A 26,272-nucleotide genomic window follows, 5' to 3' on the forward strand; every position below is an offset into this window, starting at 1 on the left:
TTTCATAATGTTTGAATTGTTGTCTCAATTTACCGTTTAGCCAAAATATGCAAATATCTTCCAAGCCATTTGTACGGCTCTAGTTGTGAGTAGCGTAACTCCATTCGTATCACTGCATCTGGGTCGTTATGCCCACCGCGTTTGAGCGGGGCATAATCATGAAATACTCGCAGACCACTGCTGCGCACGGTTTTGTACTCATGCGCCTCTAACCACTGCTCAACCTCTTCTTTGGCAACCGGATGGTTGGGTGTCAGGCTTTTCTTGTTGTCTGCCTTATAGTCATTATTATCAAGTAAATTAAAATTCCCCATAATCAGGTTGCGATAATCAAAGCTGGCTGGGTTATAAAAGCACAAAGATAACGCGCCATTATCGGTCAAATACTGATCAAAAAATTTCATGACCGCTGCTGGCTCTGCGAGCCACTCCAGTAGCGCATGACACATGATCAAATCGAACTTTTCTGTTTCTATGTGGGCCAGCTTTTCTGCAAGCGCTTGATAGGGACAGACATACCAAGTGATGTCTAATTTTTGCTCAATCTGACCTGCACTTGCTTTTGCTTTTTCGAGCATATTCGATGATATGTCATTGATAACTACGCTATGACCTTGGGTGGCGAGCTCTATCGCAACCTGTGCAAGCCCTGCACCCACATCTAAGATACGTAGAGGTCGCCCAAGCGCCTCACTCACTTGCGAGCTATATTCAAAAATATCACGGCGCAATACCGCCAGTCGAATTTCACCTTTTAGCCCACCATAGACCTTTTTTTCAAAATGATCAGCAATAGTATCGAAGCTACGATCTGCTCGCTTGCTCTCTGATGCTGTAGCGTGGGTTGGGTCAGGGTGGCTATCTTGATGTTTAATTGGCATAAGGTATTTAGATCAATAAGTGAGAGGTTTGGAGGATAGTCAGCGAACTACTAAACCGCTACGATGTTACCTTCCCTAGAGGTACTATATGTACAATCTGCGGTAGGCTGTCTTGTAGCTGTTTTAGATTTCTTTGACTATAAAAAAATATTCAGTACAGACTAGCGTTTTAAACGTCTATTAATAACCCATTTAAAAACGAATTTCGCTAAAACAATGATGATAAATACGACGATAACAAACACCCACATACCACTACCTTGTAGGTTTTCTTGATAGGCTTGTGCCAAGTACGCGGATAAAGCCATAGCAACCAAAAGTGCTCCCCAGCGGACATAAGGTACGGCACGATTGTTATGATTGGGAAAGCTGGCAACATAATCACTCGAAAAGCTATATAGCACCATTGCTAAAATCCAAATAATCGCAAGAATGATATCCATAATATAAGTAGCCTGTTAGGTCGTTATGTAAGTAGGGCGTGTTTAACATGCCTTACTGTAGAAGATGAGTTAGTGTAGCGTTTAAATTTTTTTTGTCTAGAGCGTGTTTTCAATTTACTCGACAACCATTCAAACAGGCTAAATGGGCCAAAAACAGCAAAATTAGCCAATCAAAACGTCCCTGTTAGTAATATATTTTTAGAGGATATTGATTGTTTGAAATATTGGGGTTAATAGGCTGTTTTGCTTGATTTTAATGACGCTCAGAACCCCTAAATCAGCAAATTTGTGCTAAAATAGCTTCTTTTATTTACTATCAAAAATATCATCATTTTCCCAATATTTTTCACGCTTTATAGTGTTGCTTTGCTTGTTATATTTATTGGTTCTTATCAGTATTTAATGAGGCAAATACGCTATCTATAAAGCCTGCAAAATTAATAGCGTGGATATGAGTGAAGGAGTGTATATGAGCGAGTCGGTCAGTCCTATTGGCATTGTAGATGAACTGAAGCAGTCCTATCTGGATTATGCGATGAGCGTGATTGTCTCGCGTGCGCTACCTGATGTGCGTGACGGGTTCAAACCTGTCCATCGCCGCGTGATGTATGCCATGCATGTGCTATCTAACGACTACAATAAGCCATACAAGAAGTCCGCACGTGTAGTCGGTGATGTCATCGGTAAATATCATCCACATGGCGATAGTGCGGTATATGATGCCATCGTACGTATGGCGCAGGACTTTAGCTTGCGCTATCCGATGGTCGATGGTCAAGGTAACTTTGGCTCGATCGATGATGATCCTCCTGCTGCTATGCGCTATACCGAAGTACGTATGACCAAGCTGACCCATCAGATGCTGGCTGATTTGGACAAAGATACGGTCGATTGGGAAGACAACTACGATGGCTCTGAGCGTATGCCAAGCGTGATGCCAGCGCGTATTCCTAATCTATTGGTCAATGGCGCCACGGGTATTGCCGTTGGTATGGCAACCAACATGGCACCGCACAATTTGACCGAAGTGATTAATGCTTGTCTAGCGTATGCTGAAAACCCTCAAGTCTCAGCCGAAGAGTTGATGTCGCATATCTCAGGTCCTGATTTCCCAACGGGCGGCATTATTTATGGTCGTGCGGGCATTTTAGACGCTTATCGTACGGGTAAAGGTCGCCTGCATATCCGTGGTCGCTATCATATCGAGCCAATGAGCAACTCTGGGGTCAACCGTGATCGCGAGCGCATCGTATTCACCGAAGTTCCTTATCAAGCAAACAAAGCCAAGCTGATCGAGCGTATTGCTGAGCTGGTTCGTGATAAGAAAATCGAAGGTATTAGCGAGATTCGTGATGAGTCTGACAAAGACGGTATGCGTATTGCTATTGACTTGCGCCGCGGTGAGACCGCTGAGGTTATCGTCAACAACTTGTTCTTACAAACACCACTAGAGTCTAGCTTTAGTATAAATATGGTGGCGCTCGATAATGGTCAGCCAAAGCTATTGACTCTGCGTCAGCTTATCGCTGCGTTTGTCCGCCATCGTCAAGAAGTTGTGACGCGTCGTACGATTTATGAATTAAACAAAGCCCGCGTCCGTGGTCATTTGCTCGAAGGCCTGACCGTTGCTCTAGCTAATATTGATGAAATTATTGCAACGATTAAAGCGTCTGCAAACCGTGGCCTTGCACGTGAAAGCTTATTGAATAATACGTGGGGTTCAGGTAGCGTCGTTGCGATGCTTACCGCTGCGGGTAGCCAGTCAGTACGTCCTGAGTTCATCGAAGGCGAAGATCCAAAAGCGCCGTTTGGCTTAATTGAAGGCGAGGAGCGTTATCGCTTGTCACTTGAGCAGGTCAATGCGATTTTAGATATGCAATTGCATCGCTTGACTGGGCTTGAGCAAGATAAATTGACCGAAGAATACCAAGACTTGCTACGTGAGATTGCTCATCTAGAGTCTATTTTAGGTGATTTTGATAAGCTAATGACTATTATCTCTAATGAGATGATTGAGATTCGTGACAACTTCGGTGATGAGCGCCGTACCGATATCATCGATTCGCGTATGGACTTTAGTCGCGAAGACCTTATCCCTGAGCAGACTGTCGTTATGACGGTATCGCGTACTGGTTATGCCAAAACTCAGCCAATCGATGACTATGTTGCACAAAAACGCGGCGGTAAAGGTAAGTCTGCCACAGCCATGAAAGAAGATGATGTGATTGATCATTTAGTCGTGACATCAACGCATTCTACAGTACTGTGTTTCACTGATAGTGGCCGTGTCTTTAGTCTACGAGGCTTTGAGGTACCGATCGCTAGTCGCGGCGCTCGTGGTCGTCCATTGGTCAACTTAATTGGTCTAAACAGTGATGAGACCGTAACGACCATACTACCGATTCCAAAAATAGTAGAAGAATCACCTGTAAAAGATGACGATTCATCAACAGATAATGAGTTGTCAGAAGACAGTAATGAAGCAGAAGCGCCATTTGTTTTCTTTGCAACGGCTAATGGTACCGTCAAGCGGGTAGAGCTCAAGCAGTTTGCTAATATTCGCTCGAACGGCTTAATCGCAGTCGGGTTAGAAGACGGTGATAAATTGGTTAGCGCGCGTATTACTAATGGTAGCCAAGAAGTGATGTTATTTGCGTCAAGTGGCAAGGCGATTCGTTTTGATGAAAATGATGCACGTGCAATGGGCCGTACAGCAAAAGGCGTTCGCGGTATGCGTCTGTCTGCTGAAGAATTTATCAAGTCACTGGTCGTTATCGAAGATGACGTACGTGAAATCCTGATTGCTTGTGAAAATGGCTTTGGCAAACGTACCTTTGTCGAAGAGTTCAACACACAAAACCGTGGTGGTGGCGGTGTGATTGCAATCAAGACCAGCGAGCGTAATGGCGCACTAGTACGAGCGACCAAGGTTGACTCTACCGATGATATTATTTTGATCTCTGATAAAGGAACGCTCGTACGTACCCCAGTTGAGCATGTGGCCAGCTCTGGTCGTAATACACAGGGTGTCACGCTTATCCGTCTATCAAAAGATGAGAAGCTGGTCGCTATGGCACGTGTTGAGCACGAAGAGAGCGACGATGAGTTAGTCGACGCCATGAGAGAAGACGGTACATTTGAGGTAGAAGGTCAGGAGCAAATAGATATTGATGCGACCACTGACAATACCGCAATGATCGATGCCAATGATGCTATCGACATTGCAAATGACCATACGCCAAATGATGATCAATAATACTTATAGTAATTAGCTTTTTAGTCTAGTTTTACATCATTTTTCTAGAAAAAAGCCTCTGACGTTCTCGTCGGAGGCTTTTGTTTTTTTGATTTATTTTTCTCAACAATTTACACAGGGTTCTATTTTTAAGGCTGTTGTTATGCTCACGACCAATCAAACTTTTCAGGGAACGATTGCATCAGTATCATCAAGCTTTTTGTTCTCGATGATGTTTTTGTTTGGGCTATTTATGCTGCCCTTGTCAGGGACACAGGTGGCGTCATGGCGGGTACTCATGATGCTATTGAGTTTGGTGATATTGCTCAGTTTGACTAAACAGTGGCAGCATGTCTTTGAGTATATAAAAACACTAAAGACGCCCAAAGAATGGCTGATATTTATACTGCCTGCACCAATCTTAGGCGGGCAGATATGGCTGTTTATGTGGGCGCCAGTCAATGGCTTTGGTTTGGATGTAACGCTAGGCTATTTTTTATTACCATTGATGATGATCGTGCTTGGTCGGTTTTTTTACCATGAGCACATGAGTACTTTGCAGTGTGTGGCGGCGATATTTGCAGCGTTAGGTATTGGCTATGATGTGTTTCAATATGGTTCGGTGTCTTGGGTGACGCTGTTTGTGTGTTTGGGTTATCCGCCGTATTATCTACTTCGGCGTACCCTCTCTGTACCACCCATCACGGGCTTACTGTTTGATTTGGCATTATTGACACCCGTGGTGCTCATCGTACTCTACATGACCGGTGGTTTTAGTGTGGCAGCACAGAACATAAAGTTTTGGTATCTACTGCCGCTGCTGGGTGCTTTTAGTGCGATGGCGATGTCACTGACGATGGTCGCGAGTAGTAAGTTGCCAGTGTCACTATTTGGTGCACTAAGCTATATAGAGCCGATGCTATTGTTTGTGTTGTCCATTACGGTTCTGAGCCAAAACCTTGAAGAAGGTGGTTCGCTCTTTATGTACGGCATGATTACGCTTGCACTAGTGGTTATGATGGCTGATAGTGTGGCAGGGTATCTGGCTCGTCGCCGAGATGATCATCTTCATGGATATAGAGAGCCGCAGGTAGGAGGCTTCCCGCCACGTCGTCATTTTATCAATCAGCGTATCGATGGCGTACTAAAAGCCCATCGTTTTCGTAAGATTCGTCACTACCAAAAAAAGATGAGTAAGATACAGCAAAAAATCGAAAAACTTGATGCAAAATAATCATTTATCTGCATTAAATTTACTCAATGTAGAAGTTAATCTACTAGATGCATACTGGCATTGCTTATCTATTCTGACTTTGACATAATGCGCCCCATGATGTAAGCCTAACACATCAAAAGCGTTCAACTTAGATTGCGCGACGACCTTATATGCAAAAGCCTCAGACGTTCTCGTCTGAGGCTTTTGTTTTTTTTAAAAATTGCCAAGGATGTGCCCCAATCTCTAAAGGCTGTTGTGATGCTGACTACTAACCAAACCTCGCAGGGTACGATCACTGCTGTGGCTGCAAACTTTTTATACTCTTTGCTGTTCTTATTTGGTTTGCTTCTGCAACCCTTATCAGGTACGCAAGTCGCTTCGTGGCGTGTGCTTACGATGTTTTTTAGTCTGGTGCTGCTGGTCAGCGTACTAAAGCAATGGCAGCACATTTTTGATTATCTAAAAACTTTAAAGAACGCAAAAGAGTGGTTGTTGTTTATATTACCCACACCGATTTTGGGCGCGCAGATCTGGATATTTATGTGGGCGCCAGTCAATGGGTTGGGACTTGAGGTCACTTTGGGTTACTTCCTATATCCTATGATTATGATTGTTGTCGGCAGGTTCTTTTACAACGAAGACATGAGTCTACTTCAGTGGGCTGCCATTGTGTGTGCAGGTCTCGGTATCGCTTACGATATCTTTGCATATGGGGCTATTTCTTGGGCGACTTTATTTGTTTGCTTGGGCTATCCACCATACTATCTGCTACGCCGTAAACTGGCAGTACCACCTATTACTGGTTTGATCTCTGATCTTGTATTGTTATTGCCAGTGGTATTGGTCGCGCTGTATATGAATGGTGGTTTTGAAGTGGCAATCACCAACCATAAGCTTTGGTACCTGTTGCCTTTACTCGGCATTATTAGCACTGCGGCAATGTCATTGACGATGGTCGCGAGTCAAAAGCTACCGGTCTCACTGTTTGGAACTTTATGCTACCTTGAGCCAGTATTTCTATTTATATTCTCGATTGCAATTTTAGACCGTAATTTACATGAGGGCGGCTCCATCCTGATGTATAGCATGATTTTTATCGCATTGCTGATTATGATTGCGGATAGTGCCCTTGGCTATCTGGCGCGCAAACGTGACAATCGCTTACATGGCTACAATGAGCCACAAGTGGGTAGTTTTCCGCCGCGTCGTCGTCTCAAAAACCGCCGTATCAAGGGCGTGCTGATTGCGCATCGATTCCGTCAAATTAAGAAATACCAGCAAAAGATAGATAAGATGACGCGCAAGATTGAAGCGCTAAATCTATCATAATGCTAATGAGTGTATCGCTATAGCAGCCAATAGAACTGACTTGGTAGGTAAGATTTTTTGCTATTACTCTACAAACTTGCTGTGTCAAAGGGCATTAAATTACGCTATTATCGAGGAAGATGCTGCTGCGCTTAATTAAGGGCGCTGCACTATGTTTAAGAAATTATGTTTAAGAGATTATGTTTGAGAAACTGTCTCTAAGTGACGGTATCTAAAAGGTTGTCTCTAAGAACGTACCTCTTAAACCTCAGGACTGACCCAAAACAATATATGACTAGGACGGTTTATGTTACATCTTCATCATTTAGCAAACTCACGCTCGTTTCGTATCATTTGGCTACTAGAAGAGCTAAACGCCGATTATCAATTGACTTGCTATGAGCGCAATAAAGCATACCGCGCCCCTGATAGTCTAAAAAAAGTGCACCCAATCGGTAGTGCGCCAATGCTAGAAGTAGACGATCGCGTATTGCTTGAATCAGGATTCATTATTGAGTATTTGATCAAGCACTACGACAAAGAAAAACAGTTCAAGCCTGACGATAGTGACGAAGCGGCGTGGGAAGCCTATACGTTCTGGCTGCATTTTGCAGAAGCCTCGCTGATGCCGTTGTTGGTTATGCGTCTGGTGTTTACAAAGGTTGTGAGTCAGTCGCCTATGCTGATCAAACCGATTAGCAAAAAAATCCAAGGTCAGGTCGAAAAGAACATGATCGGAAATGGTTTGGACAAAATGCTGAACATGATGGAACAGCACTTGAGCAAAAATCATTGGTTTGCAGGTAGTGAGTTTAGTGCTGCTGATATTCAGATGCACCTTGCTGTCGTAGGCGCAAACGCGGGCGCAGGTCTCAATAAGAGTAAATATGCCAATATCTTAACGTGGCTACAACGCTGTGAAGAACGAGATGCCTTTAAGCGCGCCGAAGAAAAAGGCGGTCGTCTTAATTTTTAGATAATGCTGGTATTATCAAATTGGTATCATCAATAAGCACTGCTCAGTACTTGGCTTATTACTCGAGTAGATATTTAGATAAAAGGTTTTGTTTATTTTTAAGCAAAGCCTTTTTTAGGATAAAACAATGACAGATTCCAATAGACCGAATCATAAAGATCTAAGCAAAAACATTAACTCCAACCAGCCATCAGGACAGAATATGCAAGATAGGCAAGCTATTGACAGCCAGCAGGTATCTATCAAGGCATGGTCACAAAAACTACTGGTTGTCATTCTATGTGCTGCCAGTTTTTATGGTGGTTGGAAGTCTTATGAGTCCAACATGGTCAACGAGTGTACCGCAAATGGTGGGCAAATGATTGAGGCTCAACGAACCATGATATGTCAGCGGTCATAATAAATGTCCCTGACAAATAAAAGGCACCATCTATGCTAAAGCTAACCTTTTTGGGGACCTCTGCCGGGGCGCCAACCAAACAGCGTAACGTAACTGCATTGGCAATCGAGTGCTTGAATGTTCACAATTCTGGTTCGAAGCAGCAGAGCCGCTCACAGCATAGTAGCAATCAAAATAAAAAATCACGTCCTTGGCTACTCATTGATTGCGGTGAAGGCACACAGCAGCAGCTGCTACATACCAAGCTGTCTTTACGTCAATTGACTGCTATCTGTATCACCCATGTCCATGGTGATCACTGCTATGGTCTACCAGGATTGCTGGCGAGTGCTGCGATGTCAGGACGCCGTGATCCGCTAACGCTCATTGCACCCAATGCGATTGCTACCTTACTTGAGGCTATCGTCTCAACGACTGAGCTATACCTACCATTTACGCTCGATTTTGTGTCGATAGAAGACTTACTCTCACAAGAGAGTGACAAAGGTAAAGTGACGCTAGAGTTAGATGGACAGCAGCAGATTATGATAGAGGTCTACCGGCTATCGCATCGCGTGCCGTCCCATGGTTTTGGTATCGCTCAGACCATCAGTCGCCGACTATTGAATACTGATAAACTCAAAGAGAATGGTATTCCAGCAAGTGCACTATGGGGCAAATTACAACAAGGCTGCGATGTTATCACTGAGGATGGTCAGCAATTGCGCTCAGCAGATTATGTTTATAATGATATGCAGCGTACAAAAGTAGTGGTGGCGGGTGATAATGATACGCCAGAATGCTTGAGTGATGCTGTTGCTGATACAGATCTGTTGGTGCACGAAGCCACTTATACGCATGAGGTATTGATGGCTATTCAAGCCAGAAATCCAGAGTTTGATCCCATGCATAGTAGCGCGCATATAGTGGGTACCTTCGCGCAAAACACAGGTGTGCAGAATCTGATTTTGACCCATTTTAGCGCTCGTTATCAAAGCTTTGATAACCCAGAGAGCGAAACACCAAATATGGCCTATATCCGCTTAGATGCGCAAAGTGTCTATAAAGGTAATCTATGGTTAGCGTCAGATTTTGCACAATATACGGTCGATGGTGCTGCCACCTTGGTAGACGACCAGCAAGATAACCGCGTACAGTATGTGGGTTCTGCACGCAGCAATCAGTTATGACTTTATAGACATAACTTTATAGGCATGACTTTATAGGTAAGGTGTTACGGGTATGGATTAGCAGCTATTGCTTATTTGTGGTCCTCAAGCGCCAATTGCGTCTTGCCGCTCCAGTAACGGCTAAATTGATAAGCCACTCGTCCTGAGCGCCCACCACGTTCAGAGGCCCAGCGCAAAGCATCCATTCTTATCTTGTTGGCCAAGCTGCCATCATCCGCAGTCACCTCCACATCATGATCAGTATGTGCCGAGATTTTCCGTTGTTCTAAATTCAGGTAATGTTGAATAATTTGCAAATAAGTCTGTTGATCCATAGGATGAAAGGTCAATGATAAGCCAAACCGATCTGACAACGACACAGTCTCATCAATAGTCTCGTAGGGGTTAACCTCGTCGGTCTGACCATTATAAATATCAAGATTGTCTTTCATCATCTGAGGGAGCAGACGACGGCGATTACTGGTGGCGTAGACCAGTAGCTTGTCTTGCTCAGAGTCTAGCGCGCCATCCAGCACGCTTTTTAGCGCGCGGTAACTTTCATCTTGACCATTGAACGCCAAGTCATCACAGTAGACGATGTAGCGACAGTTCGAGTCTGCTGGCAGCTCATTAATAGCAGTGCGAATCTTATCCAGTACTTGTAGGTCATCACGGGCAATCTCAATAATACGCAACCCTTCGCTATGATACGCTTGTAGCAAGGCGCGAATCAGTGAAGATTTACCGGCACCGCGTGTGCCTGTCATCAAAACGTGATTGGCGGGATAACCTTTTAGAAATTGGCGCGTGTTCTGTACCAGTTTTGATTTTTGCGTATCGATACCTTGCAAGTCATCTAAACTCAAAAATAGATTGACCGATAAAGGCTGCAGGTGACCAGTACGTCCACCAACCCAGCGATATGCCAGTTGATCAGGGTCAATCTCAATGGTGGGTGTGACGTGCTCTTGCAGATACTGACTGAGCAACTCTAACAAGGAGGCGGGCAGGGCATATTGGGTAGACTGTGACATAATAACTCTAGTGGTAAAGTAGCGGTTGGGTAATAAGATGGTGGCGTGATTGGGGCGGTGCAATATGATAGATAACAACACTGTGAAAAATAGTGCCAGTAATTCGCCTATTAAACAAGCCTTGCAAGCGAAGTCTAGGCAACTATTGCCAGTCATCACCCAAGCATTGTCAGAGCGAGCATATAGTAAAATAGTGCATCAGCGTATTAGTCAACAATACAGAGAGGGAAGCCCAGAGCAGACTCAAGAGAGCGACACGCAACATATCAGGCAGAGCAGGCAGCAAAACTGCTATCAAGGTCTCACGCGCGCCCAACATTTACAGTATGGCAGGGTGATGATCAAATGGGAAATATCCAGCACTTCAGATGTGCCACAAAATATCTCAGATCTGAATCATGAAATAAGCGTATTACAATCGCTAAGTGTTTCGCAGAAGATTCAACTTACTACTATCACACCATCTGTATTTGACAATTATGATATAGATATCCAAGCGTTGGAGCAGCCTCAGCGATTGACGGTATTGGTTATGCCGTATTATGAAAATGCTGGCCTAGCCAAGCTGCTCAATCATCAGCGCCACTCATTTCTAACTGACGAGCAAAAGCATCATTTGCTTGTACAGTCCGCTCAGCTCATCCTCAGTCTACACACAGCTGGTTGGTTGCATAATGATATTAAACCCAGTAATTTTTTGCTTAGCAATATTATCAACACCCCGAAGGATAATGCTGGTAGCGACCATAAAGCATCCGACTTACTACTGACGGATTTTGCATTAGCCCAAAGAAGCGATCAACCAAACGCAATAAATTCTGCTAGCGGCACACCAGCATACTTAGCGCCTGAGCGTTGGCAAGGGCAAAAGGCAACCATACAAAGTGATATTTACGCGTTTGGTATCATGATGGTTGAGATGTTGACGGGCGCGCGACCATTTAGTATAAATTCTAAAAGTCAGCAAACAATGACAGATTGGGCCATGCAGCACTGCCAGCAACCTATTCTCAGACTACCGATAGAGTATGCTCGCTATCAAAGTATAGTTGATAAAGCATTGGCAAAGCGAGTAGAGAAAAGGTATCAGAGCATGGAAGCTATATTGGAGGCTTTAAAAGCTTGTAATGGTGAGTAGTAAATTGCAGACACAAAAAAACCTGCTAAAAAGCAGGTTTTGATATTTGGTCTAAGATGTACTATCCGAAAATGGTGGGGCTGGAGAGACTCGAACTCTCACACCTTGCGGCGCCAGAACCTAAATCTGGTGCGTCTACCAATTCCGCCACAGCCCCATTTTCCGTTACTCTATCATCAAAAGCGTTTAAATTCAAACGCTATCTAGACAGTTAACTGATTCGGTAGTGCGTCTCAGTGGTTGGCTATTATATAGAGTTTGAATTTTTGGTCAACCCCTATTTGCATTTATTTTTAACTATTTCGCAATTATTTTTCGTTATTTCTATAAATATCTGATTTTAATAGCATTTAAATTTCGCGTTTTTGATGATTAATTAACCCTTAATTAATCTTTGGAAGGTACTCTTGGTGCAGAGATATCTAGTTGCTGTAATTTACGGGTTAGGGTATTGCGCCCCCAGCCGAGCAAACTTGCCGCCTCTATCTTTTTACCGCCGCTATGATTGAGTGCTGCCGTCAATAAGACCCGTTCGAACTCAGGCGTTGCGGTTTGTAAGATATCAGTCTCGCCTGTGTTGAGAGATTGCTCAGCCCAAATAGCAAGTACTTGCTGCCAACTCGGGTTTGTAAGAGCATGACTGGCTTTGATGCTTGGAGCGTCTTGAGCATTATTTATGGCAGCGTCGCTGTTTTGCAATGGAGGCGTGTGAGTCACTTCTTGTGGTGATAGACCATGCTCCTGATACAGCTCTGCGTCTGCTGGGATGTTTTCGAGCAGCTCAGGTGGTAAGTCTGCAGCCGTCACGGTATCACCAGTCGCCATTACTGTGAGCCATAAGCAGACATTTTCAAGTTGACGGACATTACCTCGCCAGTCAAAGGCTTGCATGATCTGTACGGCAGCAGGATGTAAATGCTTGGCGGCCGTGTTCATCTGCTCAGCGGCAGACTGCATAAAGTGAGCCGCTAATGCTGGAATATCTTCGGGTCGTTTGCGCAGCGGTGGTAGCGGTAGACGGATGACATTGAGTCGATAAAATAAGTCTTCACGAAATCGGTTTTGAGTGACCAGCTCTTCTAAGTTTTGATGAGTAGCCGCAATGATGCGTACATCGACTTGGATAGGCTGCTGTCCACCAACGCGGTAAAACTCACCATTAGCCAGTACACGCAGTAAGCGCGTTTGAGTGCTAAAAGGCATGTCACCGATTTCATCCAAAAACAACGTCCCACCATCAGCCTGCTCAAAGCGGCCTTGCCGAGTTGTGGTAGCACCAGTAAATGCGCCTTTTTCATGACCAAATAACTCAGATTCAATCAAATCATGAGGTATCGCTGCCATGTTAAGTGCGATAAAAGGCTGCTGCTTACGCGGTGAGTGTTGGTGCAGGGCACTGGCGACCAATTCTTTACCTGTGCCAGACTCTCCTGTGATCAACACAGAAATAGGCGACTGTGCCAATCGACCAATGGCGCGAAACACCGTTTGCATAGCCTGTGACTGACCCACTATACCGCTAGGATTACCATTGTTTTTTGGATCAGGGATCACTTCAGCGTCATTTTTAGCGTTTTTGGTAGGTGGGCTGGTTGCTATAGGTTTTACATCACTCTCAGAGGTATCAGTGGTGGAGAGCTGACTGTCAGGTTCGCTTGGATAGTCAGCTGCGGCCATGTTTGGCTGGTAATTGATGGCTTTGTAGATAGTAGCCACGGCATCATCTAAGTCAAAGGGCTTGGGCAAGTATTCAAAGGCACCTGTCTGATAGCTATTGATAGCAGAAGTGAGGTCTGAATGCGCTGTCATGATGACAATTGGCATATCAGGAAAGTGCTGATGTACCCAGTCGCTAAATGACAGACCATCCATCATGGGCATACGAATATCAGTTAATATGACATCTGGTAGCTGAGCGTCTGATTCTGGTTGTTTTAACGAATCGTTGAGACGAGTCCATGCTGCTTGCGCTTGGGTAAAACTGATTACCGTCAGTCCTGCATCTTCAAACGTATCTGCCAAAACCATACGCAGTGCAGCATCATCATCGATCAACCATAGCGTAGCAGGGTGGTCGCTAGGGATATTATTAACGGTTACTATTGGGGATCTGGCATCGCTTTTAGGTTTGTGGTTATCACTATATTCGGTCATGTATCGGGCCTAATGAGCAATTGTTATTGTTGGTTTGGGATTGAGCGTCTTATAATTTAGCAGTTTTAGAGCATAATGTGTTCTACGTTTCAGCGATAGGCTGAGTAAAGGGCAGATATAGCGTAAAACGTGTTTGATTGTCACTGGCTTCTTTTGTAGAACTCACATCAATCATACCATGGTGGTGGCTAATGATATCTTGCACGATGGATAGCCCAAGACCAGTGCCTGCAGCACGGCTAGTCACCATCGGGAAAAATATCTGTCCAATGAGTGCAGGATCAATGCCTGAACCATTATCGGTAATGGTGATTTGCAATACTTGCTTGTGCTGCTGTCCTATAATGGTGTGCTGAAAGGCAACGCGAGTCTGGATGTGCAGAGTGGGCTGATAATCAGAATTTATATTGGCTTGCACGTCAGCGGACAATGCGTCTTTAGAGTCAGAGAGTTTATTCTGTTGCAGCGTTTGCTCGAACTCAGTCATAGACTCACAAGCGTTATTGATGATATTCAAAAATACCTGAATCAACTGATCTTTGTCAGCGCACAACTCAGGCAATGACAAATCATAATCTCGCTGTATTATTATTTTTGGATACTGGCTGACGACCAAAGTCAACACATGCTCTAGGGGTTCATGGACATTTAGTGTCTGCCAGTTGGGCAGTTGGTTGGAGCCAAGCAACTGCCCAATCAGATGTGTCAAGCGATCGGTCTCTGAGATGATGATATCAGTATAGTTACGCAGTTTTTGATTCATTTTTTGCAAATCATCATTTGTATCAGCGCTGACACTCGATGAAGTACTGCTAGCGGTAGCATTATTATTGGTGGTCGTGACATCACTGAATTTGATAAATTGTCGCTGCAATAATTGCGCGGCACCGCGGATACCCGCGAGTGGGTTTTTGATCTCGTGAGCGACTGACCGTAGCATATGACGGGCAACGGCATATTGTTGCTGCTGGCGCTGCTCCTCTGATATGCGGCTTTGGCGATCTTTTCCCCACATCTCAATGATGAAGTATGACTGCTGCTCATAGATCACAGGCGTCACGCTATAGTCGACAGAGAGTAATAGGTTGCCATTTAATGGCGTCTTGATGAGGTGATCATGGTCAATAAACGGTTGCTGGTAATCTTGCGCTTGACTAAAACGCTCTCTTAAAGAGCAGATAGGCTCATCCAGATGCCCATTCTCACTATTGTCGCTATTATCCAAAGTGGCGCTTTCTTTGGGTTTTAACTCCTCAGGTGCCAATAGCGTTAAGATAGACTGATTGATTAATCTTCCACTACTAATTGCCAGTAATTGCTCTGCTTGTGCGTTTAGACGTGTAATCGATAACTGGTCATTGACCCATAAAATAGCAGTAAATAGATGCTGTGATACAAATGCTAAATCAGGGGTGGTTTTGGTGGTGATAAAATCAGCAGTCATGAATGTTACCCAAAAAATAGGATGTTTGATTGAATATTTAACCACAAATCAAGACTATAGAGCGGCAAAACTGGTGATTTTTGCAAAAAAAACGTACAATGCGCTCAGCCAATTTATCTCTAGCAAGGTCAGCCATGTCCAAAACTTCTACCGAGTCAGTGAACACGACAACGACAACCTCCACGTCAGCCGTAAAAGATACTGCCACCGTCTTTAATCCTGCTAAGCCAGCTGTGGCAAAAGAGCAGAGCCAGACAGATAGCAGCCAAGCTAATACTAGCCAACCTTACCATCATAAAGCCAATCATAATCAAAACCGTAGCGTCACTCAAAGTAGCGATGTGACGTCTGCGAACGCTACTGCCACTATGTCAACCAGTGCAGCGCCAGTAACGACAGCACCAAAAATTGGCTTTGTGTCACTAGGGTGTCCAAAAGCATTGGTAGATAGTGAGCGTATCATTACTGAGCTTAGCCGTGATGGCTATCAAGTTGCCAGCGACTACGATGGTGCTGATCTGGTCGTGGTTAATACCTGTGGCTTTATTGAGTCAGCGGTTCAAGAGTCACTTGACGCGATTGGCGAGGCCATTAGCAAAAACGGTAAGGTGATTGTCACGGGTTGTCTGGGCAAAGAAGCGGACAAGATCCGTGAGATGCACCCTGCTGTGCTCGCAGTGACGGGCGCGCATGCTTATGATGAAGTAATTACGGCAGTTGCACAGCATGTGCCAAGACCAAATCGTAGCTTGGATGCCAACTACGATCCAAAAATAAATCTGATTGATGAGGCGGGTATCAAACTAACGCCAAGTCATTACGCCTATCTAAAGATATCAGAAGGCTGTAATCATCGCTGTACGTTCTGTATTATTCCAAGTCTGCGCGGAGATTTGGCATCGCGTCCAATTGACAATGTTATGAATGAAGCCATGGCGCTCAAAAAGGCGGGCGTGAAAGAGCTGCTTATTATTTCGCAAGATACTTCAGCCTATGGCCTTGATCTAAAGTATAAGACTAGTTTTTGGAATGGCATGCCGCTCAAGTCTAAATTTTATGACATGTGCCAAGCATTGAATGATTTAGGGATTTGGGTACGCTTACATTATGTCTATCCGTATCCACACGTAGACAAAGTCGTCGAACTTATGGGCGAAAAGAAACTGTTGCCTTATCTCGATATTCCGTTTCAGCATGCCAGCCATCGTATTCTAAAAGCGATGAAACGTCCTGCGCACAGCGAAAACACCTTAGCGCGTATCAAAGCATGGCGTGATATCTGTCCTGATATTGTGATTCGTTCGACCTTCGTGGTCGGTTTCCCTGGTGAGACCGAAGAAGACTTTCAGTGCTTGCTTGATTGGTTAGTAGAGGCGCGCCTAGATCGCGTGGGTGCTTTTACGTATTCAGAAGTAGAAGGCGCTGTCGCCAATGATTTGCCAGATCACGTACCTGAAGACATCAAACAATCTCGCTATGAGCGCTTGATGGCGCTGCAACAAGACATCTCAGCACAAAAACTGCAAGAAAAAGTAGGTAAAACCTTAATGGTATTGGTCGATGAGATTGATAGCGATGAGAATATTGCTATTTGCCGCAGCTATGCGGATGCCCCTGAGATCGACGGTCATGTCTATGTCGATGAGATCAATGATCAAGTCAAAGTTGGGCAGTTCTTGACAGTGACGATTGATGATGCTAGCGAATACGATCTATTTGCCAGTTATCAAGGTTAGGCATTTGACAAGATATACGAGTGAAAATTGCCCAATGGCGGGCAGTTTTTGCTACAATTAGCGCAATTTAGCCTGTTTAATACGCTTGTCTTTAAGTGCAGCGTTGCGACCAAACTTGATTTGTGTTTTACCCATAATTTTCTTTATAATTTCATGATAATAAGGTGACCTCATGTCTGACAAAAACCCGCGTTACGCTCGTATCTTGCTAAAACTCTCTGGCGAAGCCTTGGCTGGTAGCAAAGACATGGGTATTGATACCGAAGTGCTTGATAAAATGAGCCTATCTATTGCTCACTTGCGCGGATTAGGGGTTCAGGTCGGTATCGTGGTCGGCGGTGGTAACTTATATCGCGGTGCTCAATTACAAAAAGAAGGCTTGGTTGGCCGTGTCACTGGTGATCAGATGGGTATGTTAGCGACCGTTATGAATGGTCTAGCAATGCGCGATGCCCTTGAACGTCGTAATATCAAAACACGCCTGATGTCTGCATTGCCAATTGGTGAGGTTACCGAAAGTTATAGCAGTCGTAATGCGATTCGTTATCTCAAAAACGGTGAAGTCTGTATCTTCGTTGCAGGGACGGGCAATCCATTCTTTACGACTGATACAGCAGCATGCCTGCGCGGTATCGAGATCGAAGCGGGCTTGATCCTAAAAGCAACTAAGGTTGATGGGGTTTATGACAAAGACCCAAGCCTACACGCTGATGCCAAAAAATACGATGGTCTCACTTTTGATGAAGTGTTAGAACAAAAACTTGGCGTGATGGATTTAACGGCTATTGCACTGTGCCGTGAGCATAATGTACCGCTACAAGTCTTTGACATGACCAAACCCAATGCCCTGTTGAACGTCATCATGGGCGAAAACGAAGGGACACGCGTTTTTCATTAATTGATGTGGCACTGAACGCAGAGTTTAGCAAGCAGCTTATAATTAACACCCTAATAGTAAATAAAAAATTTGTCGATAGCGATAAATAAGGACACATAATGATTAAAGAGATTAAGCAAGACGGCGAATCACGCATGCAAAAAACACTAGAAGCGCTTGAGAGCACTTTTAGTAAAGTCCGTACTGGACGTGCCCATCCAGGTATGTTGTCAGGTGTCATGGTCAGCTACTACGGTTCTGATACACCGCTAAACCAAGTTGCAAGCGTCAACGTTGAAGACTCACGCACCTTACTGGTTCAGCCGTTTGACCGTACCATGGTTCAAGCAGTAGATAAGGCTATTCGTGAAGCGGACTTGGGTCTAAACCCAATGACTGCTGATGTGATTCGTGTGCCAATGCCAGCATTGACAGAAGACACTCGCCGCGACATGCAAAAACTTGCACGCGGAGAAGCGGAGAGCAGCCGTGTGTCTATCCGTAATATCCGCCGTGATATGATGAATGACATCAAAGATTTAGCAAAAGAAAAAGAAATCTCAGAAGATGACGAGCGCCGCGCCAATGATGATATTCAAAAAATCACTGACAAATATATCGAAACTATCGATAGTCGCTTAAGCAAAAAAGAAAGCGACCTGATGGAAGTCTGATATTGATACACTTGCTATTTATAGCAATGCTCAATTCAATCGACTATTTATAATGTGACAGCCAATACGTGATAACTATTGGCTGTTTATTCTTGGATATATCGATATGCATTTATTGATCTATCCATAACTTTGTAGTGTTTGCCCACAACATGGCAGACTATAGATTAGATGGTTTAGTTTACAATCTATTAAGGGATTTTATCTCTCAATGACGATAAGTTTGTGAATTATTTACATGACGCTTTTTAATCGCTGCTGCACACGTTATCATTATTTCACCTTAATAATAAGCAAGTTTGCCTATGTCCTCTCCAGCCGCTATTGCACCTACTGTTCTTCCTCATCATATCGCTATCATTATGGATGGCAATAATCGCTACGGTAAAGCCAATAAATTGGGTAAGGGCCAAGGTCATATCGCTGGTAAAAATGCGCTAGATCCTTTGGTTGAGTATTGTGTCGATGTTGGTATCGAAGTGCTGACCGTATTTGCGTTTTCTAGTGAAAATTGGCAACGTCCACCTAGTGAGGTGGCACTATTGATGCAACTATTGGCATCGACCATCAATGAGCAAATGCCGCGTATGCATAAATACCGCATTCGTTTGCGTTTCATTGGTGATCGCAGTCAGCTTAGTGAAGAGCTGCAAGCATTAATGCTAGATGCTGAGCAAAAGACCGCGAACTTTGAGGCTATGACGTTAGTGATTGCCATCAGTTATGGTGGACAGTGGGATATTGCCCACGCTGCAAAACAACTGGCACATCAGGTGCAGTCAGGTGATCTCAATCCTGAAGATATCAACGCTGAGAGGCTTGGTGAGCAGGTACAACTGGCCGACGTACCAGCAGTAGATATGCTGGTGCGTACAGGCGGTGACTACCGGATATCTAATTTCTTGTTGTGGCAAGCGGCCTATGCCGAGTTGTTTTTTACGCCAACTTTATGGCCAGATTTTGTCCCACAAGAACTTGCTTCGATGATTGCCGAGTTTGCACAGCGTCAACGCCGCTTTGGCAAAACTAGCGAGCAGGTTGTGACAGAGCAGCAAAGCCACTGAAGTGTTTGTCGTCATAAAAATTCAATTAGTACCCTATAAGTGGTCAATATCGCTTGCTTGTGAAATGATAAACCGCTTTAATTAGTGTCACTGCTGCTATTGGGCGATAATCAACTAGCAATTACAATACATCTCTTGGCTGTATTTTCATCATCATTATAAGGCTCGATAAGTATGTGGCAACGAATTAAGACGGCAATTGTTCTCGTTATTATCGTTGGTATTGCAATGTTTGCGAGCCAAACACCTGTTTTATTTGCGCCGCTGCTAGCGGTTGGCGTGGTTATTGCGGCTCACGAGTGGGCAAAACTAATGCCGAAATGGCGTCAGCCGATTGTATTTGTGTTATTGGTATTCGTCATTACTGTATTGTCGCTTATGTTCAAGGTAACTTGGCTCTTCTGGTGGATTGCTTCACTAGTCATATGGCTGATGGCGTTATCTTGGGTCAAAGTATTCCCCACGCAGACCAAATGGTATGGTAAACAACTAGCATTGATGGGTGTGGTCATTTTGACAGCGTCAATCACAGCGATGTTTTATCTGTGGCAGCTATCAGCATGGTGGCTCCTTTACGTGTTCTTATTGGTATGGTGCGCTGACAGTGGGGCTTACTTCGTTGGCCGTAAGCTTGGTCGCCGAAAGATGGCACCCAATGTCTCACCCAATAAAAGTATGGAGGGCTTAGCTGGTGGCTTGGTTACCGGTTTACTGGTAGTGGTTGCGATCAGTGTGTTCCAGCTACAGCTGACAGGACTTGCGCTAATTGCTTTTGCCGCACTATCTGCAATCACTATTCTTGCCTCTGTACTTGGTGATTTGTTTGAATCAATGCTCAAACGTCGTGCTGATGTCAAAGACTCTGGAACTATTTTGCCAGGTCATGGCGGTATATTAGATCGCATTGATTCATTGTTATCTGCCACGCCTATATTTGCCCTTGGTTTTTGGCTGATACAGCAGCTGGGTTTAATAGTGGTATAAGATGACAGGGTCGCTTAGCTGGTTGTATGAGTATGATACTCAAGCTAAGTGACTGTCTTGGCGAGCATTTCATAGACAGCCTTATCCACGATTACATCATTTTATAGTTTTTCATATCTTGTTTATTCTTCTTTTACTTTCTAAATATCATAGGCATCAATGGTTATGACCCAACGCATCGCCGTATTAGGCGCGACAGGCTCGATTGGCGATAGTACGTTAGCAATTTTGGCTGTGCAGCCGCATCTCTACGAAGTCTACGCATTATCAGGCTACTACCGTTTAGACAAGCTGTTTGCACTGTGTCAGCAGTTCTTGCCAAAGCGCGTTAGTGTGCCAATGGCAGCGGTAGACGATTTTGCTAAAAGGCTTAAAGCAGCAGGAATCGATAGTGACGTCGTAGGCGGAGAAGAAGGGTTAGTAGATATCGCCACTGACTCCCAAACTGATACTGTTGTTGCCGCTATCGTAGGTGCAGCAGGGCTGCCGTCTACTTTAGCCGCGGCGCGTGCAGGCAAGCGTATTTTGCTTGCTAACAAAGAGGCCCTAGTGATGGCAGGGCAAGTTATGATCAATGCAGTCAAAACGCATAAAGCCACTTTGCTGCCACTCGACTCTGAGCACAATGCTATTTTTCAGTGTTTACCGCCTGCTATTCAACAAGACAACACCCAAATTCATGAGCCAGACCATGGTGTCCGTAAGCTATGGCTGACTGCCTCTGGCGGTCCATTTTTGCAACAGTCATTTGAGCAGATGCAGCAAGCAAGTGTGGCCCAAGCGGTCAAACATCCTAACTGGTCAATGGGGCAAAAAATATCTGTCGACTCGGCCACAATGATGAATAAAGGACTTGAGCTGATAGAGGCCTGTCATCTGTTTGACTTGCCTGAAGACAAGATAAATGTGGTGATTCACCCACAAAGTATCATTCACTCAATGGTAGAATATAGTGATGGCAGTTTTTTAGCGCAGCTGGGCAGCCCAGACATGAAAACGCCAATCGCTCATGCACTCAGCTACCCGAATCGTATTGATAGTGGCTCGCAGCCTTTAGATTTGTTTGCACTCAGTGGTTTAGAATTTATTGAGCCTGATCTACAAAAATTTGCCTGTCTACGTTTGGCGCGTCAAGCCATGCAAACTGGTACACAGGCGACTATTGTCTTAAATGCAGCAAATGAAATTGCAGTCGCCGCATTTTTGAATGGTCAAATACGCTTGACTGATATTGCAGATATTAATGAGCAAGCTTTGAATGATATACAGTTGCCACCCTTAGATGCTGCTGCTGATATCGAAGATATATTGGCCATTGATAAGATAGCACGTCACTTGACGGACAAGCTTGTGGCAAAACTGGCGTAATTACTCCAAGTGCAGTTGAGCCAAACGATAGTTGCGACGGCAGTACTGATAAAATATGTCAATGTTAATAAAAGATGCTAAGAACCCTACTGAGAAAAGATCATGACGTTTTTACTAACGCTTCTTGCAGCAATATTTGTCTTAGGTCCACTCATCGCTTTGCACGAGTGGGGGCACTATATTGTGGCACGGATGTGCGGTGTCAAAGTGTTAACATACTCTATCGGTTTTGGTCCTAAACTGTTTGGTTGGACCAGTAAAAAAAGCGGTATCGACTATCGTATCTCGGCCTTACCACTGGGCGGTTATGTCAAAATGCTTGATGAGCGTGAAGGCAATGTCGCAAAAGATGAGCAGCACTTGGCATTTAATCATCAGCATCCACTCAAAAAAATTGCGATTGTTGCCGCCGGTCCCATCATGAATTTTATCATTGCCATTGGACTTTTTTGGGTGTTATTTATGACACCATCTGAGCAGTTGGCGACTAAGATTGGGCAGGTACTGCCAGACACACCTGCGGCAATGGCTAAGTTACCTGTCGGTGATAAGATTGTTGCGATTGACGGACATGAGGTACAGACGTGGGAAGGTATCAACTATCGTCTTGCAGGGCGTATGGGCGAGACGGACAATGTGAGCATCACCCTACAGTCGGATACCCAGGCCAATCAATCGACCCAAACCTATCAAGCTCCTGTCACCCAATTTATGCAAGGTGAGGCACAGGGCAAAGATGCGTTGACCAGCTTTGGGATGTTGCCATGGCAGCCACAGATTGCGCCGATTGTTGGCGGTTTGGCTCCTGATGGCGCCGCCAGTCGTCAAGGTCTACAAGTAGGCGATCGTATTATAGCCATCAATAATGAAGCAATCAAAGACTGGATCAGCGCCACGCGTATCATTCGTGACAATCCTGAGGTATTGCTTGAGTTCACTGTGTTGCGTGATGATAAGACTGTCCAGCTACAGATCATGCCGCAAGGCAAAAAGGACAACATGGGCAACGACTATGGACAAATTGGTGCTATGGTAGACCAGACTGAGATCGTGATCCCTGATGCTTACAAAACCACCGTGGTCTATGGCCCTGGTGAGTCTTTGGTCAAGTCGTTCGAGAAGACTGAACAGCTCGCCGTGATGACGGTAGACTCTATGGGCAAAATGCTCTCAGGAATGATTGGTCTAGATAATCTATCAGGTCCGATTACCATTGCCAAAGTTGCCAAACAAAGCTTCGATATCAGTTGGCAGATGGTACTATCGACTGCCGCGCTCATTAGTCTAAGTCTGGCGGTATTGAATCTTTTACCCATTCCAGTATTGGATGGTGGTCATATTGTTTATCATTTTATTGAGCTGATTCGTGGTAAACCGCTCTCTGAAGGGGTGCAAATGGTCGGGCTAAATATCGGTTTACTCTTACTGGCAGGTTTCATGGTGTTAGCAATTGGTAATGACATCAGTAGGCTGTTTTAATCAATTAATCCATAATATATTTGATAAACCACGATATACTAATGGCTTAGTGACTCTTATCTACTGATTATTGTTATGATACGCAAGATATTTTGTGTCGTAGCCTCTGTACTAATCGTAATTTTTAGTTTATTTTGTGATGCATTTTATATAAAGTGTTCTGAGTCAGCCATGTATGGAGTTGCAACTTCATGCAAAACGGGCTAGACAACATATATTTTTTAACTTAACTTTAGCAAGTTTTTTATTGACGGATAGTGTTTATGCGTACGCCTTTATTTATGAGCGCGGCTGGGTTGCCGTTAGTTGTAGCAATGATGAGTATGCCAGTACAGGCTGCAGAATTTGTAGTCACTGACATCGGTTTCAATGGTTTGCAACGCCTAACCCCTGATAGCCTCTATCCGGTCCTACCTATTACGGTAGGAGATACGGTAAATGACAGTAGCTTGGCTGCCAGTATCAAGGCACTATATGCGACTGAAAATTTTGCTGATATTCAAAGCCGTGTCGAAGGCGGTAATCTAAGGTTCGACGTGGTTGAGCGTCCAACCATTGCTGAGGTAAACTTCGAAGGTAACAAACTCATTCCAAAAGAAGGTCTTGAGCAAGGCCTTGGTAATGCTGGTTTGTCAGTTGGTGATGTACTAAAGCAGTCAACGCTACAAGGCGTGGCTAATGAGTTACAACAGCAGTATATCAGTCAAGGATATTACAACAGCAATATCGAAGTAGATCAGACGGTACTCGATGGCAATCGCGTCAAACTTGATGTGCGTTTTATCGAAGGCAAGCCTGCCAAAGTGGTCGATATCAATGTGATCGGTAACAAACACTTTAGTGACGAAGAAATCAAAGACGTCTTTGCGGTAAAAGAATCGTCATGGACACGTTTGCTCTCAAAGTCTGACCGATATGCACAAGAAAAACTGGCCGCCAGTTTAGAAAACCTAAAAGCGTTGTACCAGAATGATGGTTATGTGCGTTTTGCAGTAGATAATGCGGTACTAAATATCAGTGAAGATAAGCAGAGTGTGTTTATTGAAGTCAGTCTGACTGAAGGTGAACAATACCAGTTTGGTGAAACCAATTTCTTAGGCAAACCTACTTTTGATAACAATGAATTGAATGAGCTGGTTACTTTTGCACCTAACGAAAAGTACTCACAAGCCAAATTAGATGCCACTACTGCCGCGCTCAAAAGACGCTATGGTAACGAAGGGTATTATCTAGCCCAAGTCAGACCAGTACCACGTATTAATGACGATACCAAAATGGTTGATGTAGACTATTACATTGATCCTGCACGTCCTATTTATGTTCGCCGTATTAACTTTACAGGTAACTTAAAAACACAAGACGAAGTGCTGCGCCGTGAAATGCGCCAGCTAGAAGGGGCACTTGCGTCTAGCGAAAAGATCCAATTGTCACGCACACGCCTTATGCGTACAGGTTTTTTTAAAGCGGTCAATGTCGATGTAAAGCCAGTGCCTAATCAGCCAGATCAGGTAGATGTTAGCTACACGGTAGAAGAGCAACCTTCTGGTAGCTCAACGATTGCAGCGGGCTACTCACAGAGTGGTGGTGTGACCTTCCAGTTGGATTTGACCCAAAATAACTTTATGGGTACAGGTAACCGCGTCAAAGCGGCCCTTTCTCGCTCGGAGACACGTGACTCTTATAGTTTGGGCTATACCGATCCGTATTTCACAGAAAATGGCGTCTCGCAGGGTGTTAGTGCCTACTATCGTAAGACCAAGTATGATGATGACAACGTCAGTAACTATGTGACAGACTCATATGGTGCAACGCTAAATTATAGCTATCCTGTTGATGAAACCAAGCGTGTTAGTGCAGGACTCAATGTTGACAACACAAAAGTACGTGGCGGTCGCTTCCTAGGTATCTCGAATGCTCAAGAAATTCTGGACGATGGTGGTACGCAAACATTTGACGAAGACGATGATGGCGTTTCGACATTCAGAAATGACTATCAAACCTATAACTTATTACTTGGTTGGGACTACAGTACGCTAGATCGTCCAGTATTTCCAACTAAAGGTATGAGCCATAGTGTCGATGCCACTATCGGTTTGGGCGACGCAAATTATCAAAAACTTGTGTATAGCGGCAACGTATATTATCCGCTATATAAAGATGTAGTCGCACGTGGTTACACCAAGCTTGGCTATGGTAATGATTTGCCTTTCTACGAGAACTTCTACGCAGGCGGCTACGGCTCAGTACGTGGTTATGAGTCGTCTACTCTAGGGCCTAAATCACAAGTGTATTATGACGCGGTCACTGATCCAGACGACCAAACCTTTTTAGCAGAAGAGGTTGGTGGTAATGCATTAGTTACTTTTGGTAGCGAGCTGATTTTACCGATGCCATTCAAAGGCGATTGGGCAGATCAAGTACGTCCAGTGCTATTTGCTGAAGGTGGTCAGGTATTTGATACCTCTGATAAAGAAGACAGAACCTTTAATGATTCAGATGTACCTCTATTAACGCAAGACAATGAATTCCGCTTTAGTGCTGGTGCCGGTGTGACGTGGTATACGCCAATTGGTCCAATCTCACTCAGTTACGCGGTGCCTTTCAATGACAAAGAAGGTGATGAGACTGAAAAAGTTCAGTTCCAGATCGGTAATACATTCTAGATTACTAATAAAATCTATCTAACCGCTCTTATGTTTATTTGAATAGGTTA

Annotated in this window: 20 protein-coding genes and 1 tRNA gene; 15 read left to right on the top strand and 6 right to left on the bottom strand. The window is 44.3% G+C overall.

The annotated features are described in order from the left end of the window. Nucleotides 1-29: 29 nt before the first annotated feature. Together AC5JPT_RS13085 and AC5JPT_RS13090 are read right to left on the bottom strand one after the other, a co-directional pair. Complete coding sequence (locus AC5JPT_RS13085) at nucleotides 30-881, bottom strand: methyltransferase domain-containing protein (protein ID WP_493858363.1); 852 nt, start codon at nucleotides 879-881, stop codon at nucleotides 30-32. 161 nt (nucleotides 882-1,042) lie between these two features. Next, nucleotides 1,043-1,324: a hypothetical protein gene (locus AC5JPT_RS13090; protein WP_493858364.1), complete on the bottom strand. Its 282-nt coding sequence runs from the start codon at nucleotides 1,322-1,324 to the stop codon at nucleotides 1,043-1,045. Between the two features lie 469 nt (nucleotides 1,325-1,793). On the opposite strand from AC5JPT_RS13090, the gene gyrA reads away from it, so the two are divergent. The 6 genes from gyrA to AC5JPT_RS13120 all read left to right on the top strand — a co-directional run bounded on the left by gyrA (nucleotide 1,794) and on the right by AC5JPT_RS13120 (nucleotide 9,628). Then, nucleotides 1,794-4,580 carry a DNA gyrase subunit A gene (gene gyrA, locus AC5JPT_RS13095; RefSeq protein WP_493858365.1) on the top strand — a complete coding sequence of 929 codons (2,787 nt, stop codon included), beginning with the start codon at nucleotides 1,794-1,796 and terminating at the stop codon, nucleotides 4,578-4,580. A 142-nt stretch (nucleotides 4,581-4,722) separates the two neighbouring features. Then, nucleotides 4,723-5,793: an EamA family transporter RarD gene (gene rarD, locus AC5JPT_RS13100; RefSeq protein WP_493853418.1), complete on the top strand. Its 1,071-nt coding sequence runs from the start codon at nucleotides 4,723-4,725 to the stop codon at nucleotides 5,791-5,793. A 240-nt stretch (nucleotides 5,794-6,033) separates the two neighbouring features. Then, on the top strand, nucleotides 6,034-7,104 hold the full coding sequence (rarD, locus tag AC5JPT_RS13105; RefSeq protein WP_443524652.1) for an EamA family transporter RarD: 1,071 nt from the start codon (nucleotides 6,034-6,036) through the stop codon (nucleotides 7,102-7,104). Between the two features lie 286 nt (nucleotides 7,105-7,390). Further along, nucleotides 7,391-8,059 (top strand): glutathione S-transferase, encoded by a 669-nt coding sequence (locus AC5JPT_RS13110; protein ID WP_443524650.1) that lies wholly within the window; start codon nucleotides 7,391-7,393, stop codon nucleotides 8,057-8,059. A 127-nt stretch (nucleotides 8,060-8,186) separates the two neighbouring features. Beyond that, a complete protein-coding gene (locus AC5JPT_RS13115) occupies nucleotides 8,187-8,459 on the top strand; it encodes a hypothetical protein (RefSeq protein ID WP_493852541.1) in 273 nt (90 codons plus the stop codon). Between the two features lie 32 nt (nucleotides 8,460-8,491). Beyond that, entirely contained in the window at nucleotides 8,492-9,628 is a 1,137-nt protein-coding gene (locus AC5JPT_RS13120; protein ID WP_493858366.1) for a ribonuclease Z, read from the top strand. 71 nt (nucleotides 9,629-9,699) lie between these two features. Here the strand turns inward: AC5JPT_RS13120 and AC5JPT_RS13125 are convergent, their stop codons facing one another. Continuing rightward, nucleotides 9,700-10,641 carry an ATP-binding protein gene (locus AC5JPT_RS13125; RefSeq protein ID WP_493852543.1) on the bottom strand — a complete coding sequence of 314 codons (942 nt, stop codon included), beginning with the start codon at nucleotides 10,639-10,641 and terminating at the stop codon, nucleotides 9,700-9,702. Between the two features lie 64 nt (nucleotides 10,642-10,705). Here AC5JPT_RS13125 and AC5JPT_RS13130 point away from each other — a divergent pair, with 64 nt between their 5' ends. Then, nucleotides 10,706-11,779, top strand: coding sequence for a serine/threonine-protein kinase (locus AC5JPT_RS13130; RefSeq protein WP_493858367.1), 1,074 nt, complete (start codon nucleotides 10,706-10,708; stop codon nucleotides 11,777-11,779). A gap of 72 nt (nucleotides 11,780-11,851) precedes the next feature. On the opposite strand, the gene AC5JPT_RS13135 is transcribed toward AC5JPT_RS13130, so the two are convergent. The 3 genes from AC5JPT_RS13135 to AC5JPT_RS13145 form a co-directional block, all read right to left on the bottom strand. Further along, nucleotides 11,852-11,936, bottom strand: a tRNA-Leu gene (locus AC5JPT_RS13135). A gap of 230 nt (nucleotides 11,937-12,166) precedes the next feature. Further along, nucleotides 12,167-13,933: a sigma 54-interacting transcriptional regulator gene (locus AC5JPT_RS13140; protein WP_493858368.1), complete on the bottom strand. Its 1,767-nt coding sequence runs from the start codon at nucleotides 13,931-13,933 to the stop codon at nucleotides 12,167-12,169. Nucleotides 13,934-14,015: 82 nt separating this feature from the next. After that, a complete protein-coding gene (locus tag AC5JPT_RS13145; protein ID WP_493858369.1) occupies nucleotides 14,016-15,377 on the bottom strand; it encodes a two-component system sensor histidine kinase NtrB in 1,362 nt (453 codons plus the stop codon). A 134-nt stretch (nucleotides 15,378-15,511) separates the two neighbouring features. Here AC5JPT_RS13145 and rimO point away from each other — a divergent pair, with 134 nt between their 5' ends. The 8 genes from rimO to bamA all read left to right on the top strand — a co-directional run bounded on the left by rimO (nucleotide 15,512) and on the right by bamA (nucleotide 26,222). Continuing rightward, nucleotides 15,512-17,113: a 30S ribosomal protein S12 methylthiotransferase RimO gene (gene rimO, locus AC5JPT_RS13150; RefSeq protein ID WP_493858370.1), complete on the top strand. Its 1,602-nt coding sequence runs from the start codon at nucleotides 15,512-15,514 to the stop codon at nucleotides 17,111-17,113. 172 nt (nucleotides 17,114-17,285) lie between these two features. Next, entirely contained in the window at nucleotides 17,286-18,011 is a 726-nt protein-coding gene (pyrH, locus tag AC5JPT_RS13155; RefSeq protein WP_319050043.1) for a UMP kinase, read from the top strand. Between the two features lie 98 nt (nucleotides 18,012-18,109). Beyond that, on the top strand, nucleotides 18,110-18,664 hold the full coding sequence (gene frr, locus AC5JPT_RS13160; protein ID WP_319050044.1) for a ribosome recycling factor: 555 nt from the start codon (nucleotides 18,110-18,112) through the stop codon (nucleotides 18,662-18,664). A gap of 305 nt (nucleotides 18,665-18,969) precedes the next feature. Next, the gene (uppS, locus tag AC5JPT_RS13165) at nucleotides 18,970-19,728 is read left to right on the top strand and encodes a polyprenyl diphosphate synthase (protein ID WP_443524571.1); all 759 of its coding nucleotides are present in this window, start codon (nucleotides 18,970-18,972) and stop codon (nucleotides 19,726-19,728) included. A gap of 174 nt (nucleotides 19,729-19,902) precedes the next feature. After that, nucleotides 19,903-20,712 carry a phosphatidate cytidylyltransferase gene (locus tag AC5JPT_RS13170; RefSeq protein ID WP_319050046.1) on the top strand — a complete coding sequence of 270 codons (810 nt, stop codon included), beginning with the start codon at nucleotides 19,903-19,905 and terminating at the stop codon, nucleotides 20,710-20,712. 159 nt (nucleotides 20,713-20,871) lie between these two features. After that, nucleotides 20,872-22,080: a 1-deoxy-D-xylulose-5-phosphate reductoisomerase gene (gene ispC, locus AC5JPT_RS13175; protein ID WP_493858371.1), complete on the top strand. Its 1,209-nt coding sequence runs from the start codon at nucleotides 20,872-20,874 to the stop codon at nucleotides 22,078-22,080. 102 nt (nucleotides 22,081-22,182) lie between these two features. After that, nucleotides 22,183-23,559, top strand: a complete 1,377-nt coding sequence (gene rseP, locus AC5JPT_RS13180) for an RIP metalloprotease RseP (RefSeq protein WP_493858372.1) — start codon at nucleotides 22,183-22,185, stop codon at nucleotides 23,557-23,559. 263 nt (nucleotides 23,560-23,822) lie between these two features. Continuing rightward, entirely contained in the window at nucleotides 23,823-26,222 is a 2,400-nt protein-coding gene (gene bamA / locus AC5JPT_RS13185) for an outer membrane protein assembly factor BamA (protein WP_443524566.1), read from the top strand. The last annotated feature ends 50 nt before the right edge of the window (nucleotides 26,223-26,272 follow it).

The organism is Psychrobacter sp. H26, assembly GCF_059073035.1.

Excerpts from the sequence above, each read along its gene's own strand:
- rarD (WP_493853418.1), top strand. The coding sequence starts at position 4,723 with ATGCTCACGACCAATCAAACTTTTCAGGGAACGATTGCATCAGTATCA.
- AC5JPT_RS13090 (WP_493858364.1), bottom strand. The coding sequence starts at position 1,324 with ATGGATATCATTCTTGCGATTATTTGGATTTTAGCAATGGTGCTATAT.
- AC5JPT_RS13140 (WP_493858368.1), bottom strand. The coding sequence starts at position 13,933 with ATGACCGAATATAGTGATAACCACAAACCTAAAAGCGATGCCAGATCC.
- AC5JPT_RS13130 (WP_493858367.1), top strand. The coding sequence starts at position 10,706 with ATGATAGATAACAACACTGTGAAAAATAGTGCCAGTAATTCGCCTATT.
- AC5JPT_RS13120 (WP_493858366.1), top strand. The coding sequence starts at position 8,492 with ATGCTAAAGCTAACCTTTTTGGGGACCTCTGCCGGGGCGCCAACCAAA.
- AC5JPT_RS13115 (WP_493852541.1), top strand. The coding sequence starts at position 8,187 with ATGACAGATTCCAATAGACCGAATCATAAAGATCTAAGCAAAAACATT.
- rarD (WP_443524652.1), top strand. The coding sequence starts at position 6,034 with ATGCTGACTACTAACCAAACCTCGCAGGGTACGATCACTGCTGTGGCT.
- AC5JPT_RS13110 (WP_443524650.1), top strand. The coding sequence starts at position 7,391 with ATGTTACATCTTCATCATTTAGCAAACTCACGCTCGTTTCGTATCATT.
- rimO (WP_493858370.1), top strand. The coding sequence starts at position 15,512 with ATGTCCAAAACTTCTACCGAGTCAGTGAACACGACAACGACAACCTCC.
- AC5JPT_RS13085 (WP_493858363.1), bottom strand. The coding sequence starts at position 881 with ATGCCAATTAAACATCAAGATAGCCACCCTGACCCAACCCACGCTACA.
- bamA (WP_443524566.1), top strand. The coding sequence starts at position 23,823 with ATGCGTACGCCTTTATTTATGAGCGCGGCTGGGTTGCCGTTAGTTGTA.
- AC5JPT_RS13170 (WP_319050046.1), top strand. The coding sequence starts at position 19,903 with ATGTGGCAACGAATTAAGACGGCAATTGTTCTCGTTATTATCGTTGGT.
- uppS (WP_443524571.1), top strand. The coding sequence starts at position 18,970 with ATGTCCTCTCCAGCCGCTATTGCACCTACTGTTCTTCCTCATCATATC.
- ispC (WP_493858371.1), top strand. The coding sequence starts at position 20,872 with ATGGTTATGACCCAACGCATCGCCGTATTAGGCGCGACAGGCTCGATT.
- pyrH (WP_319050043.1), top strand. The coding sequence starts at position 17,286 with ATGTCTGACAAAAACCCGCGTTACGCTCGTATCTTGCTAAAACTCTCT.
- AC5JPT_RS13125 (WP_493852543.1), bottom strand. The coding sequence starts at position 10,641 with ATGTCACAGTCTACCCAATATGCCCTGCCCGCCTCCTTGTTAGAGTTG.
- gyrA (WP_493858365.1), top strand. The coding sequence starts at position 1,794 with ATGAGCGAGTCGGTCAGTCCTATTGGCATTGTAGATGAACTGAAGCAG.
- AC5JPT_RS13145 (WP_493858369.1), bottom strand. The coding sequence starts at position 15,377 with ATGACTGCTGATTTTATCACCACCAAAACCACCCCTGATTTAGCATTT.
- rseP (WP_493858372.1), top strand. The coding sequence starts at position 22,183 with ATGACGTTTTTACTAACGCTTCTTGCAGCAATATTTGTCTTAGGTCCA.
- frr (WP_319050044.1), top strand. The coding sequence starts at position 18,110 with ATGATTAAAGAGATTAAGCAAGACGGCGAATCACGCATGCAAAAAACA.